General features: G+C 57.9%; 15 protein-coding genes. 5 read left to right on the top strand and 10 right to left on the bottom strand.

Features of this window, described 5'->3' with window-relative positions; translation table 11 throughout:
* Positions 1-191 precede the first annotated feature (191 nt).
* A complete protein-coding gene (locus KR51_RS16135) occupies positions 192-1,028 on the bottom strand; it encodes a carbohydrate ABC transporter permease (protein ID WP_022609202.1) in 837 nt (278 codons plus the stop codon).
* 182 nt (positions 1,029-1,210) lie between these two features.
* Here KR51_RS16135 and KR51_RS16130 point away from each other — a divergent pair, with 182 nt between their 5' ends.
* The 5 genes from KR51_RS16130 to folE all read left to right on the top strand — a co-directional run bounded on the left by KR51_RS16130 (position 1,211) and on the right by folE (position 5,988).
* Positions 1,211-1,906, top strand: coding sequence for an aldehyde oxygenase (deformylating) (locus KR51_RS16130; RefSeq protein WP_022609201.1), 696 nt, complete (start codon positions 1,211-1,213; stop codon positions 1,904-1,906).
* A 138-nt stretch (positions 1,907-2,044) separates the two neighbouring features.
* Positions 2,045-3,088 carry a long-chain acyl-[acyl-carrier-protein] reductase gene (locus KR51_RS16125; RefSeq protein ID WP_022609200.1) on the top strand — a complete coding sequence of 348 codons (1,044 nt, stop codon included), beginning with the start codon at positions 2,045-2,047 and terminating at the stop codon, positions 3,086-3,088.
* Between the two features lie 115 nt (positions 3,089-3,203).
* On the top strand, positions 3,204-4,220 hold the full coding sequence (gene accA / locus KR51_RS16120; RefSeq protein ID WP_022609198.1) for an acetyl-CoA carboxylase carboxyl transferase subunit alpha: 1,017 nt from the start codon (positions 3,204-3,206) through the stop codon (positions 4,218-4,220).
* A gap of 217 nt (positions 4,221-4,437) precedes the next feature.
* Positions 4,438-5,157 (top strand): SDR family oxidoreductase, encoded by a 720-nt coding sequence (locus KR51_RS16115; RefSeq protein ID WP_022609197.1) that lies wholly within the window; start codon positions 4,438-4,440, stop codon positions 5,155-5,157.
* A gap of 60 nt (positions 5,158-5,217) precedes the next feature.
* Positions 5,218-5,988, top strand: coding sequence for a GTP cyclohydrolase I FolE (gene folE, locus KR51_RS16110; RefSeq protein ID WP_022609196.1), 771 nt, complete (start codon positions 5,218-5,220; stop codon positions 5,986-5,988).
* A 213-nt stretch (positions 5,989-6,201) separates the two neighbouring features.
* Here folE and KR51_RS16105 read toward each other — a convergent pair whose 3' ends face one another.
* The 9 genes from KR51_RS16105 to sat form a co-directional block, all read right to left on the bottom strand.
* A complete protein-coding gene (locus KR51_RS16105) occupies positions 6,202-7,092 on the bottom strand; it encodes an alpha/beta hydrolase (RefSeq protein WP_022609195.1) in 891 nt (296 codons plus the stop codon).
* A 56-nt stretch (positions 7,093-7,148) separates the two neighbouring features.
* Positions 7,149-8,606, bottom strand: coding sequence for an Asp-tRNA(Asn)/Glu-tRNA(Gln) amidotransferase subunit GatA (gene gatA, locus KR51_RS16100; protein ID WP_022609194.1), 1,458 nt, complete (start codon positions 8,604-8,606; stop codon positions 7,149-7,151).
* A gap of 108 nt (positions 8,607-8,714) precedes the next feature.
* Entirely contained in the window at positions 8,715-10,061 is a 1,347-nt protein-coding gene (locus KR51_RS16095; RefSeq protein WP_232214638.1) for a tRNA nucleotidyltransferase/poly(A) polymerase family protein, read from the bottom strand.
* A 26-nt stretch (positions 10,062-10,087) separates the two neighbouring features.
* Positions 10,088-10,507 (bottom strand): peptide-methionine (R)-S-oxide reductase MsrB, encoded by a 420-nt coding sequence (msrB, locus tag KR51_RS16090; RefSeq protein ID WP_022609192.1) that lies wholly within the window; start codon positions 10,505-10,507, stop codon positions 10,088-10,090.
* 86 nt (positions 10,508-10,593) lie between these two features.
* A complete protein-coding gene (gene trmH, locus KR51_RS16085) occupies positions 10,594-11,247 on the bottom strand; it encodes a tRNA (guanosine(18)-2'-O)-methyltransferase TrmH (RefSeq protein WP_022609191.1) in 654 nt (217 codons plus the stop codon).
* An 89-nt stretch (positions 11,248-11,336) separates the two neighbouring features.
* On the bottom strand, positions 11,337-11,516 hold the full coding sequence (locus KR51_RS16080) for a hypothetical protein (protein ID WP_022609190.1): 180 nt from the start codon (positions 11,514-11,516) through the stop codon (positions 11,337-11,339).
* Positions 11,517-11,919: 403 nt separating this feature from the next.
* The gene (locus KR51_RS16075) at positions 11,920-12,393 is read right to left on the bottom strand and encodes a CBS domain-containing protein (RefSeq protein ID WP_022609189.1); all 474 of its coding nucleotides are present in this window, start codon (positions 12,391-12,393) and stop codon (positions 11,920-11,922) included.
* A gap of 163 nt (positions 12,394-12,556) precedes the next feature.
* Positions 12,557-14,767 carry a caspase family protein gene (locus KR51_RS16070; RefSeq protein ID WP_022609188.1) on the bottom strand — a complete coding sequence of 737 codons (2,211 nt, stop codon included), beginning with the start codon at positions 14,765-14,767 and terminating at the stop codon, positions 12,557-12,559.
* A gap of 288 nt (positions 14,768-15,055) precedes the next feature.
* Positions 15,056-16,243: a sulfate adenylyltransferase gene (gene sat, locus KR51_RS16065; protein WP_040656567.1), complete on the bottom strand. Its 1,188-nt coding sequence runs from the start codon at positions 16,241-16,243 to the stop codon at positions 15,056-15,058.
* Between the last annotated feature and the right edge of the window lie 41 nt (positions 16,244-16,284).

Here is a 16,284-nt window from a genome sequence, read left to right as displayed (position 1 = left end):
TACAGGGTGCTCGTAAGCCTTCATGTCCCGCCGTTAAATCTTAATAGCCTCTGCTTGTCAGGAATGCTAAACGGCTAAAAACCTCGGCTTTGCTGTTGTTTGCAGGCTTTGTGGAAAAATTCACAAGCAAACATCTTTGCCGCAGCTAATGTGCAAAAAAACCTCGATCGCGACTCGGGAATGCGTTCGATCTAGTTTTTTAGTCCTGTCGTTCCAATCCCGCGCACGAATTGCTGCTGTACGATCGAAAACAGCAATGCAATCGGCAAGATTGCGATCGTTGCTGCCGCCATCAGTAGCGGCCAGTTGTTCGTGAATTGCTCTTGGAAATCTGCAAGCGCTATCTGCACCGTCTTCAGCTCCGGGCGCGTCGCAAATATGAGTGGTTTAAAGAGGTCGTTCCACTCACCGATAAATGCAAACAAACTGACTGTTACGAGTGCCGGCCGGGCGAGTGGCAACAATACTTGCCAAACAATTTGCCAGCGCGTTGCCCCATCCAAGGCCGCCGCTTCCTCTAGCTCCGGAGGCAGCGTTGAAATATATTGCCGGATTAAGAAGATCCCGAACCCACTTGCTGCCGTCGGTAAAATTAGCGCACCGTAGGTGTTGATTAAACCTCCCCACTTCAAGACCAGGAAAATCGGTACTACCAGTACCTGGAACGGCACTACTAGCGCGACGATAATCATCAGTAGTAATGCCTGGCGGCCGCGAAAACGCATTCTTGCCAGCGCATATCCTGCCAGCGCCGACGTGAAAACTTGAATCACCATCACCGCTCCCGCAACCAACGTTGAATTGGCAAACGCCAGCAGAAATCTGCCTCGGTGCCATGCCTCAATGTAATTAGCCAGCGTTGGCTGCCGCAATGCCGCGAACGTGCTCGGGATCGTACTTGACGGTGCGAGCGATGTCAGGACAACCACAACTAGCGGCAGCAGTACGAGCACAGCTCCCATTACTAGCAGTGCCAATAACAGTGCAGCTCCCAGCCAACCGCCACGTGCCTGACGCAACTCGATCACAACTCCTCCTGCTGGCTCTAGGTATATGTTCGGTTCATACGGTATTATCCAGTAGGTGTTATGCACCTTTAAGATTGGCGGCGATCGATATCATAGAGAACAACGACGACCTACCCGTCAGCGTAGAGCGTCACCAGTCAGCCGGCAGGTCAGATTTCAGATTTTAAGGAGAGATTCGACTCATGCAAGAGCTTGCAGCGAGCACGGCGCTCGACTACGACAGCGATGTCTACAAAGATGCCTATAGCCGCATCAACGCAATCGTTATCGAAGGCGAGATGGAGGCAAAGGGTAACTACACCCAGCTCGCAACGCTATTGCCCGACAGCGCTGAGGACCTTACGCAGCTCGCTAAAATGGAAGGCCGGCACATGAAGGGTTTTCAAGCCTGCGGTAAAAACCTTAGCGTCACGCCGGATATGGATTTCGCTCGCGACTATTTCGCCCGGCTCCACGGCAACTTCCAGCAGGCCCTTGCCGACGGCGATGTCGTCGCCTGCTTTTTGATTCAGTCGCTGATCATTGAGTGCTTCGCGATCGCAGCCTACAACATCTACATTCCGGTTGCCGACCCGTTTGCGCGCAAGATCACCGAGGGGGTCGTCAAAGATGAGTACTTGCACCTCAACTTCGGTGAGGTCTGGCTCCGCGAGCACTTCGAGGACGTTAAAGAGCGCTTGCTAGAAGCGAACAAGCAGAACCTGCCAATCGTCTGGCAGATGCTCAATCAAGTTGAGGACGACGCTGCCGTCCTCGGCATGGGCAAGGAGGAGCTGATCGAAGACTTCATGGTCGCCTACAGCGAGGCTCTCAGCAACATTGGTTTCAACGCCCGCGAGATTGCCCGCATGTCCGTCCACGGACTGGCTGCTGCCTAACGCAACTGCCGCGAATGGCGGCCGCACCCCAAAATCTGGATTCAGGTCTCTGCCGCTCGCTTCGAGCGGCAGTTTTTCTGTAATATCGTTAGAGTCCTTAATGTTTTCTTAGTCTTAAACCGTCTTAGAGGGTCGAGCATGTTCGGTTTGATCGGTCATTTGACCAACTTGGAGCACGCCCAGTCTATTGCCCGTCACTACGGCTATGAAGATTATGCCGGCCAAGGATTGGATTTCTGGTGTGCCGCTCCGCCACAGGTGGTCGATGAAATCACCGTGACCAGTGCGACAGGACAGACCATACAAGGACTTTACGTTGAGTCGTGCTTCTTGCCGGAAATGCTGACGAACCGCCGCATCAAGTCTGCAATCCGCAAGATTCTCAATGCCATGGCATGTGCCCAGAAGCGCGGCATCGATATCACGGCACTCGGCGGATTCTCATCGATCGTGTTCGAGAACTTCAATCTCAAGGACAAAATGCAGGTGCGCGACGTGGCTCTAGACTACAGTCGCTTCACTACGGGCAACACGCATACTGCATACATTAGCTGCCGCCAAGTCGAGCAAGCTGCCGCACGTATCGGCATCGACCTCAATTCCGCAACGGTAGCTGTCTGCGGGGCGACGGGCGACATCGGCAGTGCCGTCTGTCGTTGGCTGAATGCAAAAACCAATGTTGCCGAGCTGTTGCTGGTGGCGCGCAATCAAGAACGCTTGCAAGCATTGCAGGGCGAACTCGGACGCGGGAAGATTTTGCCGTTAGAGTCGGCTTTACCGCTCGCTGACATTGTCGTTTGGGTGGCGAGCATGCCCAAAGGGGTAACGATCTCGCCCGAGCGACTGCGAAAGCCCTGTTTGCTAATCGATGGCGGCTATCCGAAAAACCTAAGCACGCTGGTACAGTCACCAGGCGTATTCGTGCTCAAAGGCGGTATTGTCGAGCACGCCCTCGATATTGACTGGCAGATCATGCACCTCATCGAAATGGACGTTCCCAGCCGCCAGCTGTTTGCCTGCTTTGCCGAAGCCATGTTATTGGAGTTCGAGCAGTGGCATACAAACTTTTCTTGGGGCCGCAATCAAATCACAGTTGAAAAGATGGAACAGATCGGTGCCGCTTCGCTCAAGCATGGCTTCCAACCGCTCCTGAATTGCGAATCAGTCGCGATGAGCGCGTAGCTGTCTTTGCAGTCGTGAGGCTAGCACCGACCGCACGGTATTGCCGCCGCGCCCCCTTTGCCGGTTCACCGTTCTCAACCCCGTAGACGCGCTCGCAGCGACTGCCAAACTGCTCATGTCCAATTCGTCCCGCCGTACTTTCCAACTCGACTTTGAGAAACCACTCGACGAACTCGAGGCGCGCATCGAGCAAATCCGCGAACTAGCATCTGACAGTCATGTAGACGTGTCCGAGCACATTCAGCAACTCGAAGCCAAAGCAGCTCAGCTGCGCAAAGAAATTTTCGGGACGCTGACGCCATCCCAACGCTTGCAGCTTGCCCGACATCCGCGTCGTCCCAGTACGCTCGATTACATTCAGTCCATCTGCGATGAGTGGCTAGAACTTCACGGCGATCGCCTCGGTGACGACGATCCGGCCCTCGTTGGCGGGATTGCCCGCCTTGAGGGTCGGCCGGTTGTGATGCTCGGGCATCAGAAGGGGCGCGACACCAAGGACAATGTCGCGCGCAACTTTGGGATGCCTACCCCCAGCGGCTATCGTAAGGCCCTACGGCTGATGGAACACGCCAACCGGTTCGGGATGCCGATTTTGACCTTTATCGATACGCCTGGTGCCTGGGCTGGGGTCGAGGCCGAGCGGCGCGGTCAAGGGGAAGCAATTGCCTACAACCTTCGGCAAATGTTTGGGTTCGACGTGCCGATTATTTGCACGGTCATTGGCGAGGGGGGCTCTGGCGGTGCTCTGGGAATTGGCGTTGGCGATCGCCTGTTGATGTTCGAACATGCTGTGTATACGGTAGCCACGCCTGAAGCTTGTGCGGCGATTCTTTGGAAAGACGCTAGCAAGTCCGATCGAGCGGCGGCGGCTCTGCGCATTTCTTCATGGGACTTACGCGAGTTGGGCATTGTCGACAGTCTGATCCCCGAGCCGCTGCGCGGTGCCCATGCCGATCCGCTCGCCGCGGCAGCCGTTCTTAAGAAAGTCCTCGTTGCCGATCTCGAACGCCTACTGCAGCTCTCCCCCGAGCAGCGACGCGAGTTACGCTACGAGAAATTTCGTCGCATGGGTCGCGTGGAGGAACGTGCAGCTCGGGACGCCGCTGGCAGCGATCGCGCTATCTCGACCTGAGAGGCATTGCGGTGGCACGATCCCAGGGTGCTAGAATGAGCGAGACTTGCGGGTGGCAACGGCACAAACGAACGCAACGCGCAGATGGAACGGGTGCCGTAGCTGGAGACCATGCGAACTCCCTAAGCCATCAGCAAGCGTGGAAACGAACCGCAAGCAGTCTACAGAGAGACGTGCGGCTACCGGAGCGACCGGACTGAAGCGAGAGATTTACCTTATGACTGCCGCTCGACCGCAGCGGGTGTTGATTACGGGTGCCAATAGCGGCATCGGTAAAGCGACTGCCCTGGCCTTTGCTAACGCCGGTATCGATCTTGCGCTTTTCGGACGCTCTCACGAAAAACTGAGCGCCGCGGTCGCCAACGTTACCGATCGCGTGGACGTTAGGACTTATGTGCTAGATCTAGCTCGGGTAGAAGTTGTGGCAGATACTGTGGCAGCAGCGATCGCAGACTGTGGCGGCATTGACGTACTAGTGAATAATGCCGGAATCGGTTACACCAACGCGATCGCCGACACCCCCTTGTCCGAGTGGCGTTACGTGCTAGACCTCAACCTGACGAGCGTTTTTCAATGTATTCAAGGCGCGCTGCCAGTATTGCGCAAGCGCGGCGGCACCATCATCAACATCGCATCCATTGCCGCGCGCAGTCCATTCCCGACCTGGGGTGCATACAGCGCCAGCAAAGCCGGCTTGGTTGCATTGTCGCGAGCACTGGCCGCGGAAGAACGCGATCGCGGCGTGCGCGTCGTCACAATTTGCCCCGGTGCGGTCAATACACCCCTCTGGGATACCGATACGGTAGCAGCGGACTTGAATCGGGCGGCCATGCTTCCGCCCGATTCCGTCGCGCAATTCATCTTGCAGGCAGCGCTGCTGTCCCCGCAGGCCGTGGTTGAGGACCTGACCCTCATGCCCAATGCAGGCGCGCTCTAGCGCCCCGTCCAGTCCGCGCTCGCGCGGTTTGTTAAGAGACAATTCTCGAACTCTCAAACCATGACAATGGCTGCTTCTAACGGTTCCAACGGTTCTAAAGGCGCTCGAGCGTCATACGGCAAAGGGCAATCCATCGGCAATGGGAACGGCAAGATCTCACCCATGGCCGAAGCTAGCGCCTTGGCGCAACAGGTAGCTGACGGTCAAGGTGGGGGCGTTCGGGCGGACGCTCCTTCACCGGTGGAAGCCGACGTCGATGCTACCCTGGGGGTTATGAAATCCGCAGTCCGCGAGTTGTTGGTCGGTGTCGGTGAAAATCCCGAGCGAGAGGGTCTATTGCGGACGCCTCAGCGTGTCGCAGAAGCGATGCGGTTCCTGACCCAGGGATACAATCAATCCCTGGAAACGCTGGTAAACGGTGCCATCTTCGACGAGGGGCACAACGAAATGGTGCTCGTCCGCGATATCGACCTGTTCAGCCTCTGCGAGCATCATATGTTGCCGTTCCTAGGAAAAGCGCACGTTGCCTACATCCCAAATCAGAAGGTAGTGGGTCTGAGCAAGCTAGCGCGCATTGTCGAGATGTACGCTCGGCGGCTGCAAGTTCAAGAGCGCCTAACGCGCCAAGTGGCCGAGGCGGTGGAGACGATTCTCGAACCGCGCGGCGTGGCTGTTGTGGTCGAAGCAACGCACATGTGCATGGTCATGCGCGGCGTGCAGAAGCCAAGCTCGTGGACGGTGACCAGTGCCATGCTTGGTGTTTTCCAGGACGACCAGAAGACACGCGAAGAGTTCCTCAATCTAATCCGACACCAACCGAGTTTCCATTAGTATTGACTCGTATCCAGCACCTGTAGATGCGCCGCTCCAGGATTCGACTGACTACTATCAGGATCCTGCTGAGGTTGAGGCGATTTGGAGTCTGTAGAGTTCGCTAGTACGTGCCAATACCTGTACGTGCAAACAATAGCGGTTCGAGCAAACAAGTTCGCACGAACAAGTGGCTTTGCTCGAATAACTCGCGATGACGACGGGACGCGAAGTCTACCGGTTACCGACCGGAGGCGCGCCACAAAGCGACGACTCGGTGCGCGCTATGAAATCGCGGACGGACTGAAGGTATGTCTCGCCACCAACGCTCGGAACGTTGATGTGGTCGGCATCCGGGACAACTAGCAGGGTTTTCGGTGGGGGAGCAACAGCGTGCAGTTCTTTGCTCATCCAGGCGGGTACCACATCGTCCTCAGCACCGTGGACGAATAGCAGCGGCACGTTGAGGTTCGGGAGCTTTGCGACGGAGTTGAAATGCTGGGTCACGAGCCATTTCAGCGGCAGCCACCGATAGCGCTGCGTCGCTCGAGCCATTTCAAGCATTGAGGTAAACGAGCCTTCGACGATCGCACCAGCCAGTTCCGGGTGGTGCATGGCTAGTTCGATGGCGATCGCACCGCCGAGGGAATGACCGTACAAGTAAATATTCTCTGGGGGACGCTGGCGCCCGCGGACTAGATGCGTCCAGGCCAGTTCGGCGTCGGCGTAGACCTGACGTTCGCAGGGAAACGGACCGGGGCTGCGACCGTAACCGCGATAGTCGATTAGCAACACCGAGAACCCCAAGTCGCGGTAGCCGACCGCACGGGTGAGGTTGGTACCGACGTTACCGCCATTTCCGTGCAGGTAAAGCAACGTGGGGAGGCTTGCATCGGCATTGGGCAACCACCAGCCATAGACGTAGCCATCCGCGGGGCGATCGCCGGCAGGCAAGCGGACTTCCTCGTAAGGAACGTCGAGATCGTCTGGCGACCGCTCGACAGTTGGGCAAGGAACGAAGATCAGCCGGTGCTGAAATGCTCGCAATGCTAAGCAAATCCCGAGGTAGGACGCGGACGCGATCGGGGCGATCGCAAGCGAGAATTCGAGCAAGGGTAGCGTCATGAACGGTATCGCAGTCCGGCGCGGGCAATTTGGCTCGAGTGGAAGCTAGAGGGCAATTAAAGCTCCTGAAGCTCTGGTAAGCGATCGCTCCAGTCGGTAGCTTGTTCGTAAGCGTGAGCGACGTGAAAGATGCGGTCCTCGCGCAAGACATTGCCGATAAGCTGCATCCCAATCGGGAGATTCTGCGCGTCAAAGCCGCAGGGAATGCTCAGGGCAGGGAGCCCGGCGAGGCTCACCGGCACGGTGGTGAGGTCGGACAGGTACATGCTGAGCGGATCGTCTGTTTTCTCGCCTGTCTTAAATGCTGTCGACGGTGTGGTCGGCGTGACAAGGACGTCTACGTCCGCGAAAGCTGCTTCGAAATCCTGCTTAATTGCCGTCCGTACTTTCTGGGCTTTGAGGTAGTAAGCATCGTAATACCCGGCAGACAATGCATAAGTGCCGAGCATGATGCGGCGCTTGACCTCGGCACCGAATCCGGCAGCGCGCGTTTTACCGTACATGCCCAAAAGATTGTCGGCTCCTTCGGCTCGCAAGCCATAACGTACGGCATCATAGCGCGCTAGGTTTGACGAGGCTTCCGATGGCGCGATGATGTAGTACGCAGGCAAACCGTATTTGAAGCGCGGACAAGAGACTTCGCGCACCTCTGCGCCGAGATCTTTCAGTTGTTCGATCGCGGCTTGCATTGCATTTTTGACGGAAGCATCGATGCCGTCGCCAATGGTTTCGGAGATGACGCCAATCTTGCAGCCTTTAAGTTCGGGCTTGAGAAACTGGGTGTAATCGGGAATCTCGATGTCGAGACTGGTGGAGTCGCGCGGATCGCGGCCGGCGATCGCGCCGAGCAGAATGGCAGCATCTTCAACGCTGCGCCCGAACGGGCCGATCTGATCGAGGGATGACGCGAAAGCCACTAAGCCATAACGCGATACCAAACCGTATGTCGGTTTAACACCGACAACGCCACAAAATGCTGCCGGTTGGCGGATCGAACCGCCCGTATCGGACCCAAGTGCAACCACGCATTCACCGGCCGCTACGGCGGCGGCAGATCCCCCAGAGGAGCCGCCGGGCACGCGGGTGACATCCCAGGGATTGGCAGTCACTTGGAACGCCGAGTTCTCGGTAGAGCTGCCCATTGCGAACTCGTCGAGGTTGGTTTTCCCGACCGCGATCGCGCCCGCATCACATAGTTTTTGCGTAACGGTGGATTCGTAGGGCGGCATGAAGTTAGCGAGAATTTTCGAGCCGCAGGTGGTCGGGATGCCCGTAGTGCACAGGTTGTCTTTAAGGGCGATGGGAATGCCCGCGAGCAGTCCAATGTCTTCGCCAGCAGCAATGTGCTCGTCAACGGCGCGGGCAGCAGCGCGGGCGCGTTCGGCCGTGACGTGAAGGAAGCCGCGGACCTGCGGGTCGACAGCAGCGATGCGATCGAGGGCAGCTTCGGTGATTTCGAGGGCGGAGCGCTGCTTGCCAACTAGCTGCGCGTGCAGTTCGCGGATGGACGCCATGAGTATTTTTGCTGGTTTCCTTCTAACGGTCCCGTTGATGTCCGAGGGGAGTCCGAGCAGCCGCGTTTCGGTTCGATACGCGCTGCATACAAGCCAGGCTCGGACGCATCACTCATACTTCTCTGACACTTTACTGCAGTCCGCCGCCCTGTAGTCTGCTGCAAAAGCGAGTGCCTCTCCAGCCGTCGCGAGACAGCCAGCAATCCGGGCAATTTGGATCTCGGTCAGCAGCTCCCCCACCAGAGGCGACGGTGCCAGATCGAGCGCGCGCATCAGGTCTTTACCGCTCAGCAATGGGACGGGATGGGCAGCCGGATCGTTGGGGTCGAGGAAGCGCACGAGCAAGGGTCCGAGCACCTCTGCATCCAAGCCGGTGGCAATTGCCAACAAACTCGCGCTGGGAAACGCCGTGCCGGTGTGACGGAATAGCTCGTACAGGTCGCGGGGCGTTGGCGGACGCGTTGCGAGTCGCTGCAACAGCGGTTGGGCGGCGATCGCAGCCGTCACGGCCCGAATCTCGGCACGGGAATATTTCAGCGTTGCCAGTTGCTCGGCGGCGGCGTGCGAATCCGACGGTAGTAGGCAAGCGAGCTTTGCTAGCGCGATCGCGTTCGGTTGCTTCTCAGTTGCTGGCGCATCTAGCACTGCCGACCAGGGCGAGTTGCAGAGCCACTGTGCCGCGCGGTCGACGGCAGCGATCTTGAGCAGGCGGTGGTCGCGCGTTGCCTCGGGCAGCCAAGCTGCCAACACGCCATCCCTGGCTGCCTGCTGTAGCCATAGTGCTCCAGCTGCCGAGCTCAACAGATAGCCCAGCTCGGTTTGCACGCGTTCGGCCGCCACGTCAACCAAGCGCGGTGCCAATTCTCTTAGTGCCGAGAGCGTTTGCGACTCAATTGCGAAATCCAGTTGTGCGGCCTGACGATAAGCGCGCATCACCCTAAGCGGATCGTCGGCAAGGTTCTTTGATGACACCATCCGCATTAAACCTGCCGCCAAGTCGCTTTTACCGTCCAGTGGGTCGCAGATCGTTCCCGTCCTCAGCTCGAAGGCGATCGCGTTGATCGTGAAGTCGCGTCGCAGCAAATCGCAGGAAATCGTGCCGCCCTCGGCGAGGGCAAAGTCTGCCGTGCCTTCGGCAAACACCGCTCGCGCGATCTGCCGTTCTGCATCGAGTACGACGAAGCCCGCTCGGTGCTGTTTGGCAATAGCTCGAGCCGTTTCTACCGATTTCGACAGCACGACGAAGTCTAAATCCAAGTAGTGGCGATCGCGCCGCAGCAGCGCGTCTCGCACGGCACCACCCACCAGATACGTTGGCTCCGGCAATTGCTCTAATGCAATTGGCAGCCGTCGCACTATCGCCGCGATCGCTGCCGGATCGAGGCGCACGATCGTCATGTCCTTTCCCCTTACGTCAATCGCGCCGCTACCGAACTTGCCAGGTCCGCGACGCAATCGCTAGATTTGCCATGATTAGCACCTTATCCAGCAGCATCCGAAGCAGTTGCGTCATGCTCGAATTTCAGCGCGGCTGAGTTCATGCAGAAGCGTTGCCCCGTGGGCGGCGGACCGTCCTCGAAAACGTGTCCCAGGTGGGCGTCACAGGCCGCACACAGGACTTCTGTACGAACCATGAACAAACTGCGATCGCTTTCGTAGCGGACATTCTCCGGTACAACCGGCTCCCAATAGCTCGGCCAGCCAGTGCCCGAATCGTATTTGGTTTCGGACGAAAAGAGCGGTAAATCGCAACAAACGCACTTGTAAACGCCGGAGTCCTTCTTGTTGTGGTATTCACCTGTGAAGGCGCGCTCGGTTCCCTTTTTACGCGTTACACGATACTGCTCGGGCGTCAGTTGCTCCTTCCACTCATCTTCGTTCTTGCGAATTTTAACTACCATTAATTCAGTTTCTCCTCCAAACCATTGACGCGGTTCGTGCTAGGAATCTGCTCTATCCGGCCATTTTATCGTTCGCTTCTTAACGCTCAAACCAGGATTTCGCCATCCTCACCTAACGGCGGATAGGATTCTCCGCGCTCGCGGACCTGCGCTGCCAGTTTGGGATAGCTCCATTCGAAAAGCAGGCGTCGATAGGTTTCCGGCTCGAGACGGACGCGATCGTAGAGTCCCGCAGCCTGTCGTTGGCGTCGGGCCTCGAACAAAATTGTAGCGGCGGCTACGGACACATTGAGTGACTGCACCATGCCGACCATGGGAATCGCAATCTGCGCGTCGACTAGTTCCAAGGCACGATCGCTCACCCCCCACTTTTCCGCGCCGAGGAGAATCGCGCTCGGTTGGGTAAAGTCGACGCTGTCGTAAGCGATCGCCCGTTCGGAAAGATGGGCCGCGTAGACGCGGAAGCCCCGCTGCTGGAGCGACCCGATTGCGGTATCGATGTCGGGCAATGCATGGAGGAATACCCATTTTTCGCTACCGAGGGCGGTGCCGCTAAAAAACGGCAAGATTTCCTCGGGATTGTGATGGACGGCGAAGGCTTCAAGTACGCCAACGGCATCACAGGTCCGCAAAATTGCTGCGAGGTTGTGCGGTTTGTGGACGGATTCGAGCAGGACGGTAAGGTCGGGTTGCCGCTGCTCTAGCACGCGTACTAGCTTGTGGTATCGCCGGGGGAGCACTCAGTTGCCACCAAATTCAGCAGGTTCGAGCTTCGTGCTGTCTGGACTCAGCTCCACGACCTATAAGGTTAAGAAAGTATCGTCAATCATCAGCAGTTATCAGTGTTGAATGCCTCACCGTTGAATTCATCACCGGTTGTATCGAGTTCGTTGCCGAGTGGCAATTGCTGTAGGTTTGGAGACGTTATAACCCGATTGCCAAGTAGGCGGTCTGTTCGGATATTGAGTGCCAGCCCCGCGCGATTGGTGGCGAGCAGGAAATTCGGCATGTGCGGCTGGATTGACAGTTGGTTATTCCCGATCCGAAACCTAAGTGGGATTCCTATCAAACTCTCAGCACGGTCTGAGGCTGGCGACAGTTAATTCTCACCGCAGTCGCTGGATCGCGATCGCGCCGGTCGCCGCCGCTACTTACTAAGTTTACTCAAACGGAGGCAGCCCCCATAAAATGCTTTATCTCGATTACGACGGGCCGCTCAATCGGCAAGACTAGCGATTAGAAACCGAGCAACGAAAAATCGGTCGACCGATCGTAAGGCTCTGGCAAGCGTCTCGAGCAGCACACGTCACGACTTGTTGGCGGGCTGATTTTAATTGCGCCGGGCAGCTTTGAGCGGTTGAGGTGAAATAAATAAGAAGATATTTTGACAGGTGGCAGTGTCACTCCGTAGGCTAGCTCTCTTCAGCCATCGAGCGGATGATATCGCTGCGGGAGATAACCCCGACAACGCGCTTATTATCGACGACGACGAGGCGAGCAACCCCCTTTTGATGCATTTGCCGGGCAGCTTCGAATAGCGGTTGGTCGGGAGCAATGCAGTGCAGGCGATCGCTCATCACATCGCCAACGGTGCTACCAAGCGCTTTGTGGATTTCGCGATCGTGGCGAGCGGGGTTTTGCAGATAAATCACGCTGTCGAGCAGCATCACGTAGGGTGGAGTTTCTACCCCCGATGCTTGCCACATCAAGTCGCCATCGGACAATTCCCCAACGAGCGAGCCATCGGCATCAACGACGGGCAATCCGCCAACCTTTTTCTGGGCCAGCAACGCGATCGCCTCGCCAATCGGCGTCTCGGGATTGACGACGACGGGGTCGGCGGTCATGAAGTCGGCAACGGTCGAGGCGGCAGTCGAACTATTCATTGCGCTATCCATGCTGAAGCGAACCCGACCGTTGCGAGGGGAGCCGATGCAAGCAGGCTCGACTCGATACGGTGTGAGCATTCCAAATCTAGCATCACCGGGATTCCATGTGGTGCCGCATATCAGCAAGCTTGTCCAGATAGAGCCCTGCTGTGTCCCACGCTCATCCGACCTGATACACGAAACCGAGCGTTGCCCAAGAATTGCTGGCAAGGGCGTAGGTAGTGGAGTCGCCCGTTGCTGAGGCTTCCGCATCGGCGGACTGGAGGTCTTGTTGGAGGGCGCGAGCGACCTCAAGTGGGTCATCTAGGTCGACAATCCGCTCGCCTTCGCCGCGCGGATGAGGTGTGGCAGCCAAGACGCCGCGGGTTTGCTCGAACGGAGCCGTGCTTGCAATCACATAAATTTCTGCCAGGCCGACCGGTCCGGGGACAATCCATTCGAAGGACGTTGCGGCAGGATCGGGGAGCAGGCGCGTTGTTCCCGGTGCAATGGTGATGTCGTTCAAGGTTGCCGCACCGCCTGCATCGGCAGAGTCGGGCTGCGGCGACAGTAGCGCGATCGCGTTGCCGCCAGAGTCGATCCCCAACAACAGCAAATACAACGGGCGTTCGTCGTAGTTTTCGACCCGATAGCAAATTTGCTCCCGCACTGACAGGAGCGGTAGGCGGTTGTTCGCGAGCGCTAACGGGGTCTGCGAACCATCGGGAAAGGGAGGGGAAAGCGGTCGCAGTGTTTGCCGCCGCAGGAGTAGGCGCTTGTCGGGCGCGATCGCTTCTAATGTCGCGCGCAAGCCCAGCTGCGACGACCCTTCGTTGGCAGTCAGCCGCCACAGCTTGGCAGCGAGCAGTGTTTTGAGTTTGGGAGCGAGACGATAAACAGCTGACTTAACGGCTTCAGCCTGCGCTCCCACTGAGTTAGGAAAGGGCACGCCGCCGATGGAAAACAAACTGTAGCCGCTGTCCAAAATGCTGTTGCGTCGGCCGCCTTCGACCGCCGGCACCTTCCCAAACAAACAATCTGCTGCGGATTCCCCAGCTGCGACCACCGCAGACACTTCCGGGAAACTATTGAGCGCGCTCGTAGCGTCCACGCGTTCGATGCGGCCGAGTTCGGGATCGAGCGCGACAGTCAAACCGGGGTCGCGGGGCAAGACGCGCAGGGCTTCGCGCACGCGCTGTCCGACAGCAAGGAGATCTCGTTCGCTTTCCTCCAACAATTGCGTCTTAGCGATTGCACCTTCGCGAGCGCTGACCTTAAGTCGGGCGATCGGTCCCTCTCGGTCGGGAGCAACAACTGCCAGCAGCGACTTAGATCCGTACTCGCGCACCACCGGAAGCGGCAGTCCGTCGAGGCGGACGACGGCAGTGCCGTCTTTTTCGATCGCCGCGATCGCCCCATCCGCACTAATCGCGTCAGGCTGCAAGTAATAAGCATAAAGGGGTTTGCCAGCCGTTGCCCGACCGCTAAGCTGCGGCTGCTGAAGCCGCCCGGTCAGCCGCTCGATGGTTTGAGCGCTGCGCGCGAGATCGATCTGTACGCTGCTGGCAGGAACCGCATGCCATAAGGCCTGCGTAAAGGTGTAGGTGAACAAACCGGCACTAAAGCCTCCCCATTCAGCTTCAGCTGCCAGTTGTCCCGCACCAGCTGCGGTCAGCCACAGCCCCGGTAGCAGCTTGTTGCCTTCGAGCAAGGCCTGCATCGGCGAGTCGAACTTGCGGCGCAGGGTGTTGCGATAGTTCAGCTCGTCCGCCGCTACCGCGACTCGCGCGGGGTCGGGTAACGCACGCAGTCGCAAATTGCCTTGGAGTGTTTGACCGCTGCTGTTATGGCTGGTGTCGAGAACGAGGGTGACCTTGTCAGTCGACAGCGATCGCGCCAAAAGTGCCAGCGTTTCCAACAAAAGGTGATTGGTTTCTCCTGATTGACCGGCGTTGCCATCGACTGGAATCAGACTCGCAACCGAATCCGCAATCTGACCTGTGTGAAGCGGTACCTGGGAGCCATAGCCGCTGAAGTGAATGACGACCACATCGCCAGTGCGTGCTTGCTCGATCAGGTGTTCGGTAAAGGCAGTTTCAATTGCCTCGCGCTCGGCTTGCTCGTTTGTCAGGGTCAGAACGTCCGACGGTTGGAACCCGAAACGCGACAGAAGCAACTCACGCTGTCGTTGCACATCCGTCGCGCAACCGCGCAGGGGCTGGAGGTGGCTGTATCGATCGATGCCGACGAGAAAAGCAAGCTTGCGAGCAGACGATTCGGCAAGCACGGCAGCTGCCCGCTGCCAGCGCGCCGGGAGCTGGAGAATGCGATCGCCGTTGCCTAAGGCCAGCAGAGAAAGTCCCGCTCCGTGCAGAAACGCCCGCCGCTTCATGCTCGTCCCCCACGCTCCGTGCAACAGCTATCAGCCTACCAGGAAAAAACCGAACCGACTTTTCCGGATTGACTTCGGCAATTTCCCCGCACCTGTCCGGTTGAAGTTTAGGGACTGCTGCCGCCCGGCGGGCCGCAGCAACTGGCTTTTTAGCAATGATGTATCGGGTGTATCGGCAAACGTGCACCTAATACTCCGAGCGCCGGTCACGTCTTTCAGCCTCACCGCAAGTATTTAAATGGAGCCCTTAGCAGGAGGCGGGGTGCTGTCGGCACGGGCGATGGCGAGCTATGCCTGAGCTTCAGCTTGGGCCTGCATAGCGCGAGCAAGCTCCTGGGCGACTTCGGAACGGGAGAACTGCGGCGGCGGCAGCTCGCCTTTGCGCAACATGGCCCGGACCTTCGTACCCGAGAGGTGAATGCGGTCTTCCGGACCGCTGGGGCTCGTCTTGGCGGTAGCCATCTGCCCGGTGCGTTTGCAGTAAAATGCGTGCTCGAACTTCATTGGAACGATGCCCAACTCGTTCGGTTCGAACTCGTCGAAGATCTGTTGGGCATCGTAGGTGCCGTAGTAGTCGCCCACACCAGCGTGGTCGCGACCGACGATGAAGTGAGTACATCCGTAGTTTTTGCGAATCAGGGCGTGGAAGATCGCTTCGCGCGGACCGGCATACCGCATAGCCGAAGGGTTGATCGCCAGGATCACCCGATCCTGAGGGAAGTAGTGCTCCATCATGATTTCGTAGCAGCGCATCCGCACGTCGGCAGGAATATCGTCGCTTTTAGTCGCGCCGACCAAAGGGTGCAAGAACAGCCCATCAACCGTTTCAAGAGCGCACTTCTGAATGTACTCGTGGGCGCGGTGGATAGGATTGCGGGTTTGGAAGCCGACGACGGTTTTCCAGCCGCGTTCGACGAACAGCGCGCGCGCTGCCGCTGGGTCGATTTGATACTTCGGAAACAGCGGGTGCGGGTCGCGCTCTAGCAACCAGACCGGTCCAGCCAGGTTGATCGGACCCTGGTTATAGACGACGGCAACGCCTGGGTGTTTGTCTTCGTCGGTACGGTAAACGTTTATGGCTTCGTGGGCTTTACTGTAACGGTACTTCTGAGTCAGTTCCAGGATGCCAACGAAGCGACCGGTTTTATCGTCCAGACGCACCCAAATGCCTTCTTCAAGGGTTTCGGCAACGTCTTCATCAACCGAGAGCGTGACGGGAACCGACCACGGCAGCCCGTTTGCCAAACGCATCTCATCAACCACGCGATCGTAGTCTTGTTGTTCCATGAAGCCCTGGATAGGGCTGAAGCCGCCGATCGCGATCATGACGAGGTCGGAGAAGGCTCGATCGTCGAGCTGCAGGCGGGGCAAAGTATCTTGCTGGGCGAGGAATTCGGCTTTCTCAGCCGGGCTGGCAACGCGGTTGACCAGATGCCCGCCATGGGGAGCGATCGTTTCTTGCTGTTTGGTCGTCATAGGAACTTGTTGAGCGCTCGGCATGCTTCGAGATGTTAGTG

The organism is Rubidibacter lacunae KORDI 51-2 (genome assembly GCF_000473895.1).
Taxonomy (GTDB): domain Bacteria; phylum Cyanobacteriota; class Cyanobacteriia; order Cyanobacteriales; family Rubidibacteraceae; genus Rubidibacter; species Rubidibacter lacunae.
The sequence above is the reverse complement of the archived record's forward strand: the minus strand, read 5'-3'. Positions and strand labels throughout refer to the sequence as shown.

What these genes read in the sequence shown, in the direction of transcription:
- KR51_RS16130 (WP_022609201.1), top strand. Translation starts at nt 1,211, where the DNA reads ATGCAAGAGCTTGCAGCGAGCACGGCGCTCGACTACGACAGCGATGTC.
- KR51_RS16125 (WP_022609200.1), top strand. Translation starts at nt 2,045, where the DNA reads ATGTTCGGTTTGATCGGTCATTTGACCAACTTGGAGCACGCCCAGTCT.
- accA (WP_022609198.1), top strand. Translation starts at nt 3,204, where the DNA reads ATGTCCAATTCGTCCCGCCGTACTTTCCAACTCGACTTTGAGAAACCA.
- KR51_RS16115 (WP_022609197.1), top strand. Translation starts at nt 4,438, where the DNA reads ATGACTGCCGCTCGACCGCAGCGGGTGTTGATTACGGGTGCCAATAGC.
- folE (WP_022609196.1), top strand. Translation starts at nt 5,218, where the DNA reads ATGACAATGGCTGCTTCTAACGGTTCCAACGGTTCTAAAGGCGCTCGA.
- KR51_RS16105 (WP_022609195.1), bottom strand. Translation starts at nt 7,092, where the DNA reads ATGACGCTACCCTTGCTCGAATTCTCGCTTGCGATCGCCCCGATCGCG.
- gatA (WP_022609194.1), bottom strand. Translation starts at nt 8,606, where the DNA reads ATGGCGTCCATCCGCGAACTGCACGCGCAGCTAGTTGGCAAGCAGCGC.
- msrB (WP_022609192.1), bottom strand. Translation starts at nt 10,507, where the DNA reads ATGGTAGTTAAAATTCGCAAGAACGAAGATGAGTGGAAGGAGCAACTG.
- KR51_RS16080 (WP_022609190.1), bottom strand. Translation starts at nt 11,516, where the DNA reads ATGCCGAATTTCCTGCTCGCCACCAATCGCGCGGGGCTGGCACTCAAT.
- KR51_RS16075 (WP_022609189.1), bottom strand. Translation starts at nt 12,393, where the DNA reads ATGAATAGTTCGACTGCCGCCTCGACCGTTGCCGACTTCATGACCGCC.
- KR51_RS16070 (WP_022609188.1), bottom strand. Translation starts at nt 14,767, where the DNA reads ATGAAGCGGCGGGCGTTTCTGCACGGAGCGGGACTTTCTCTGCTGGCC.
- sat (WP_040656567.1), bottom strand. Translation starts at nt 16,243, where the DNA reads ATGACGACCAAACAGCAAGAAACGATCGCTCCCCATGGCGGGCATCTG.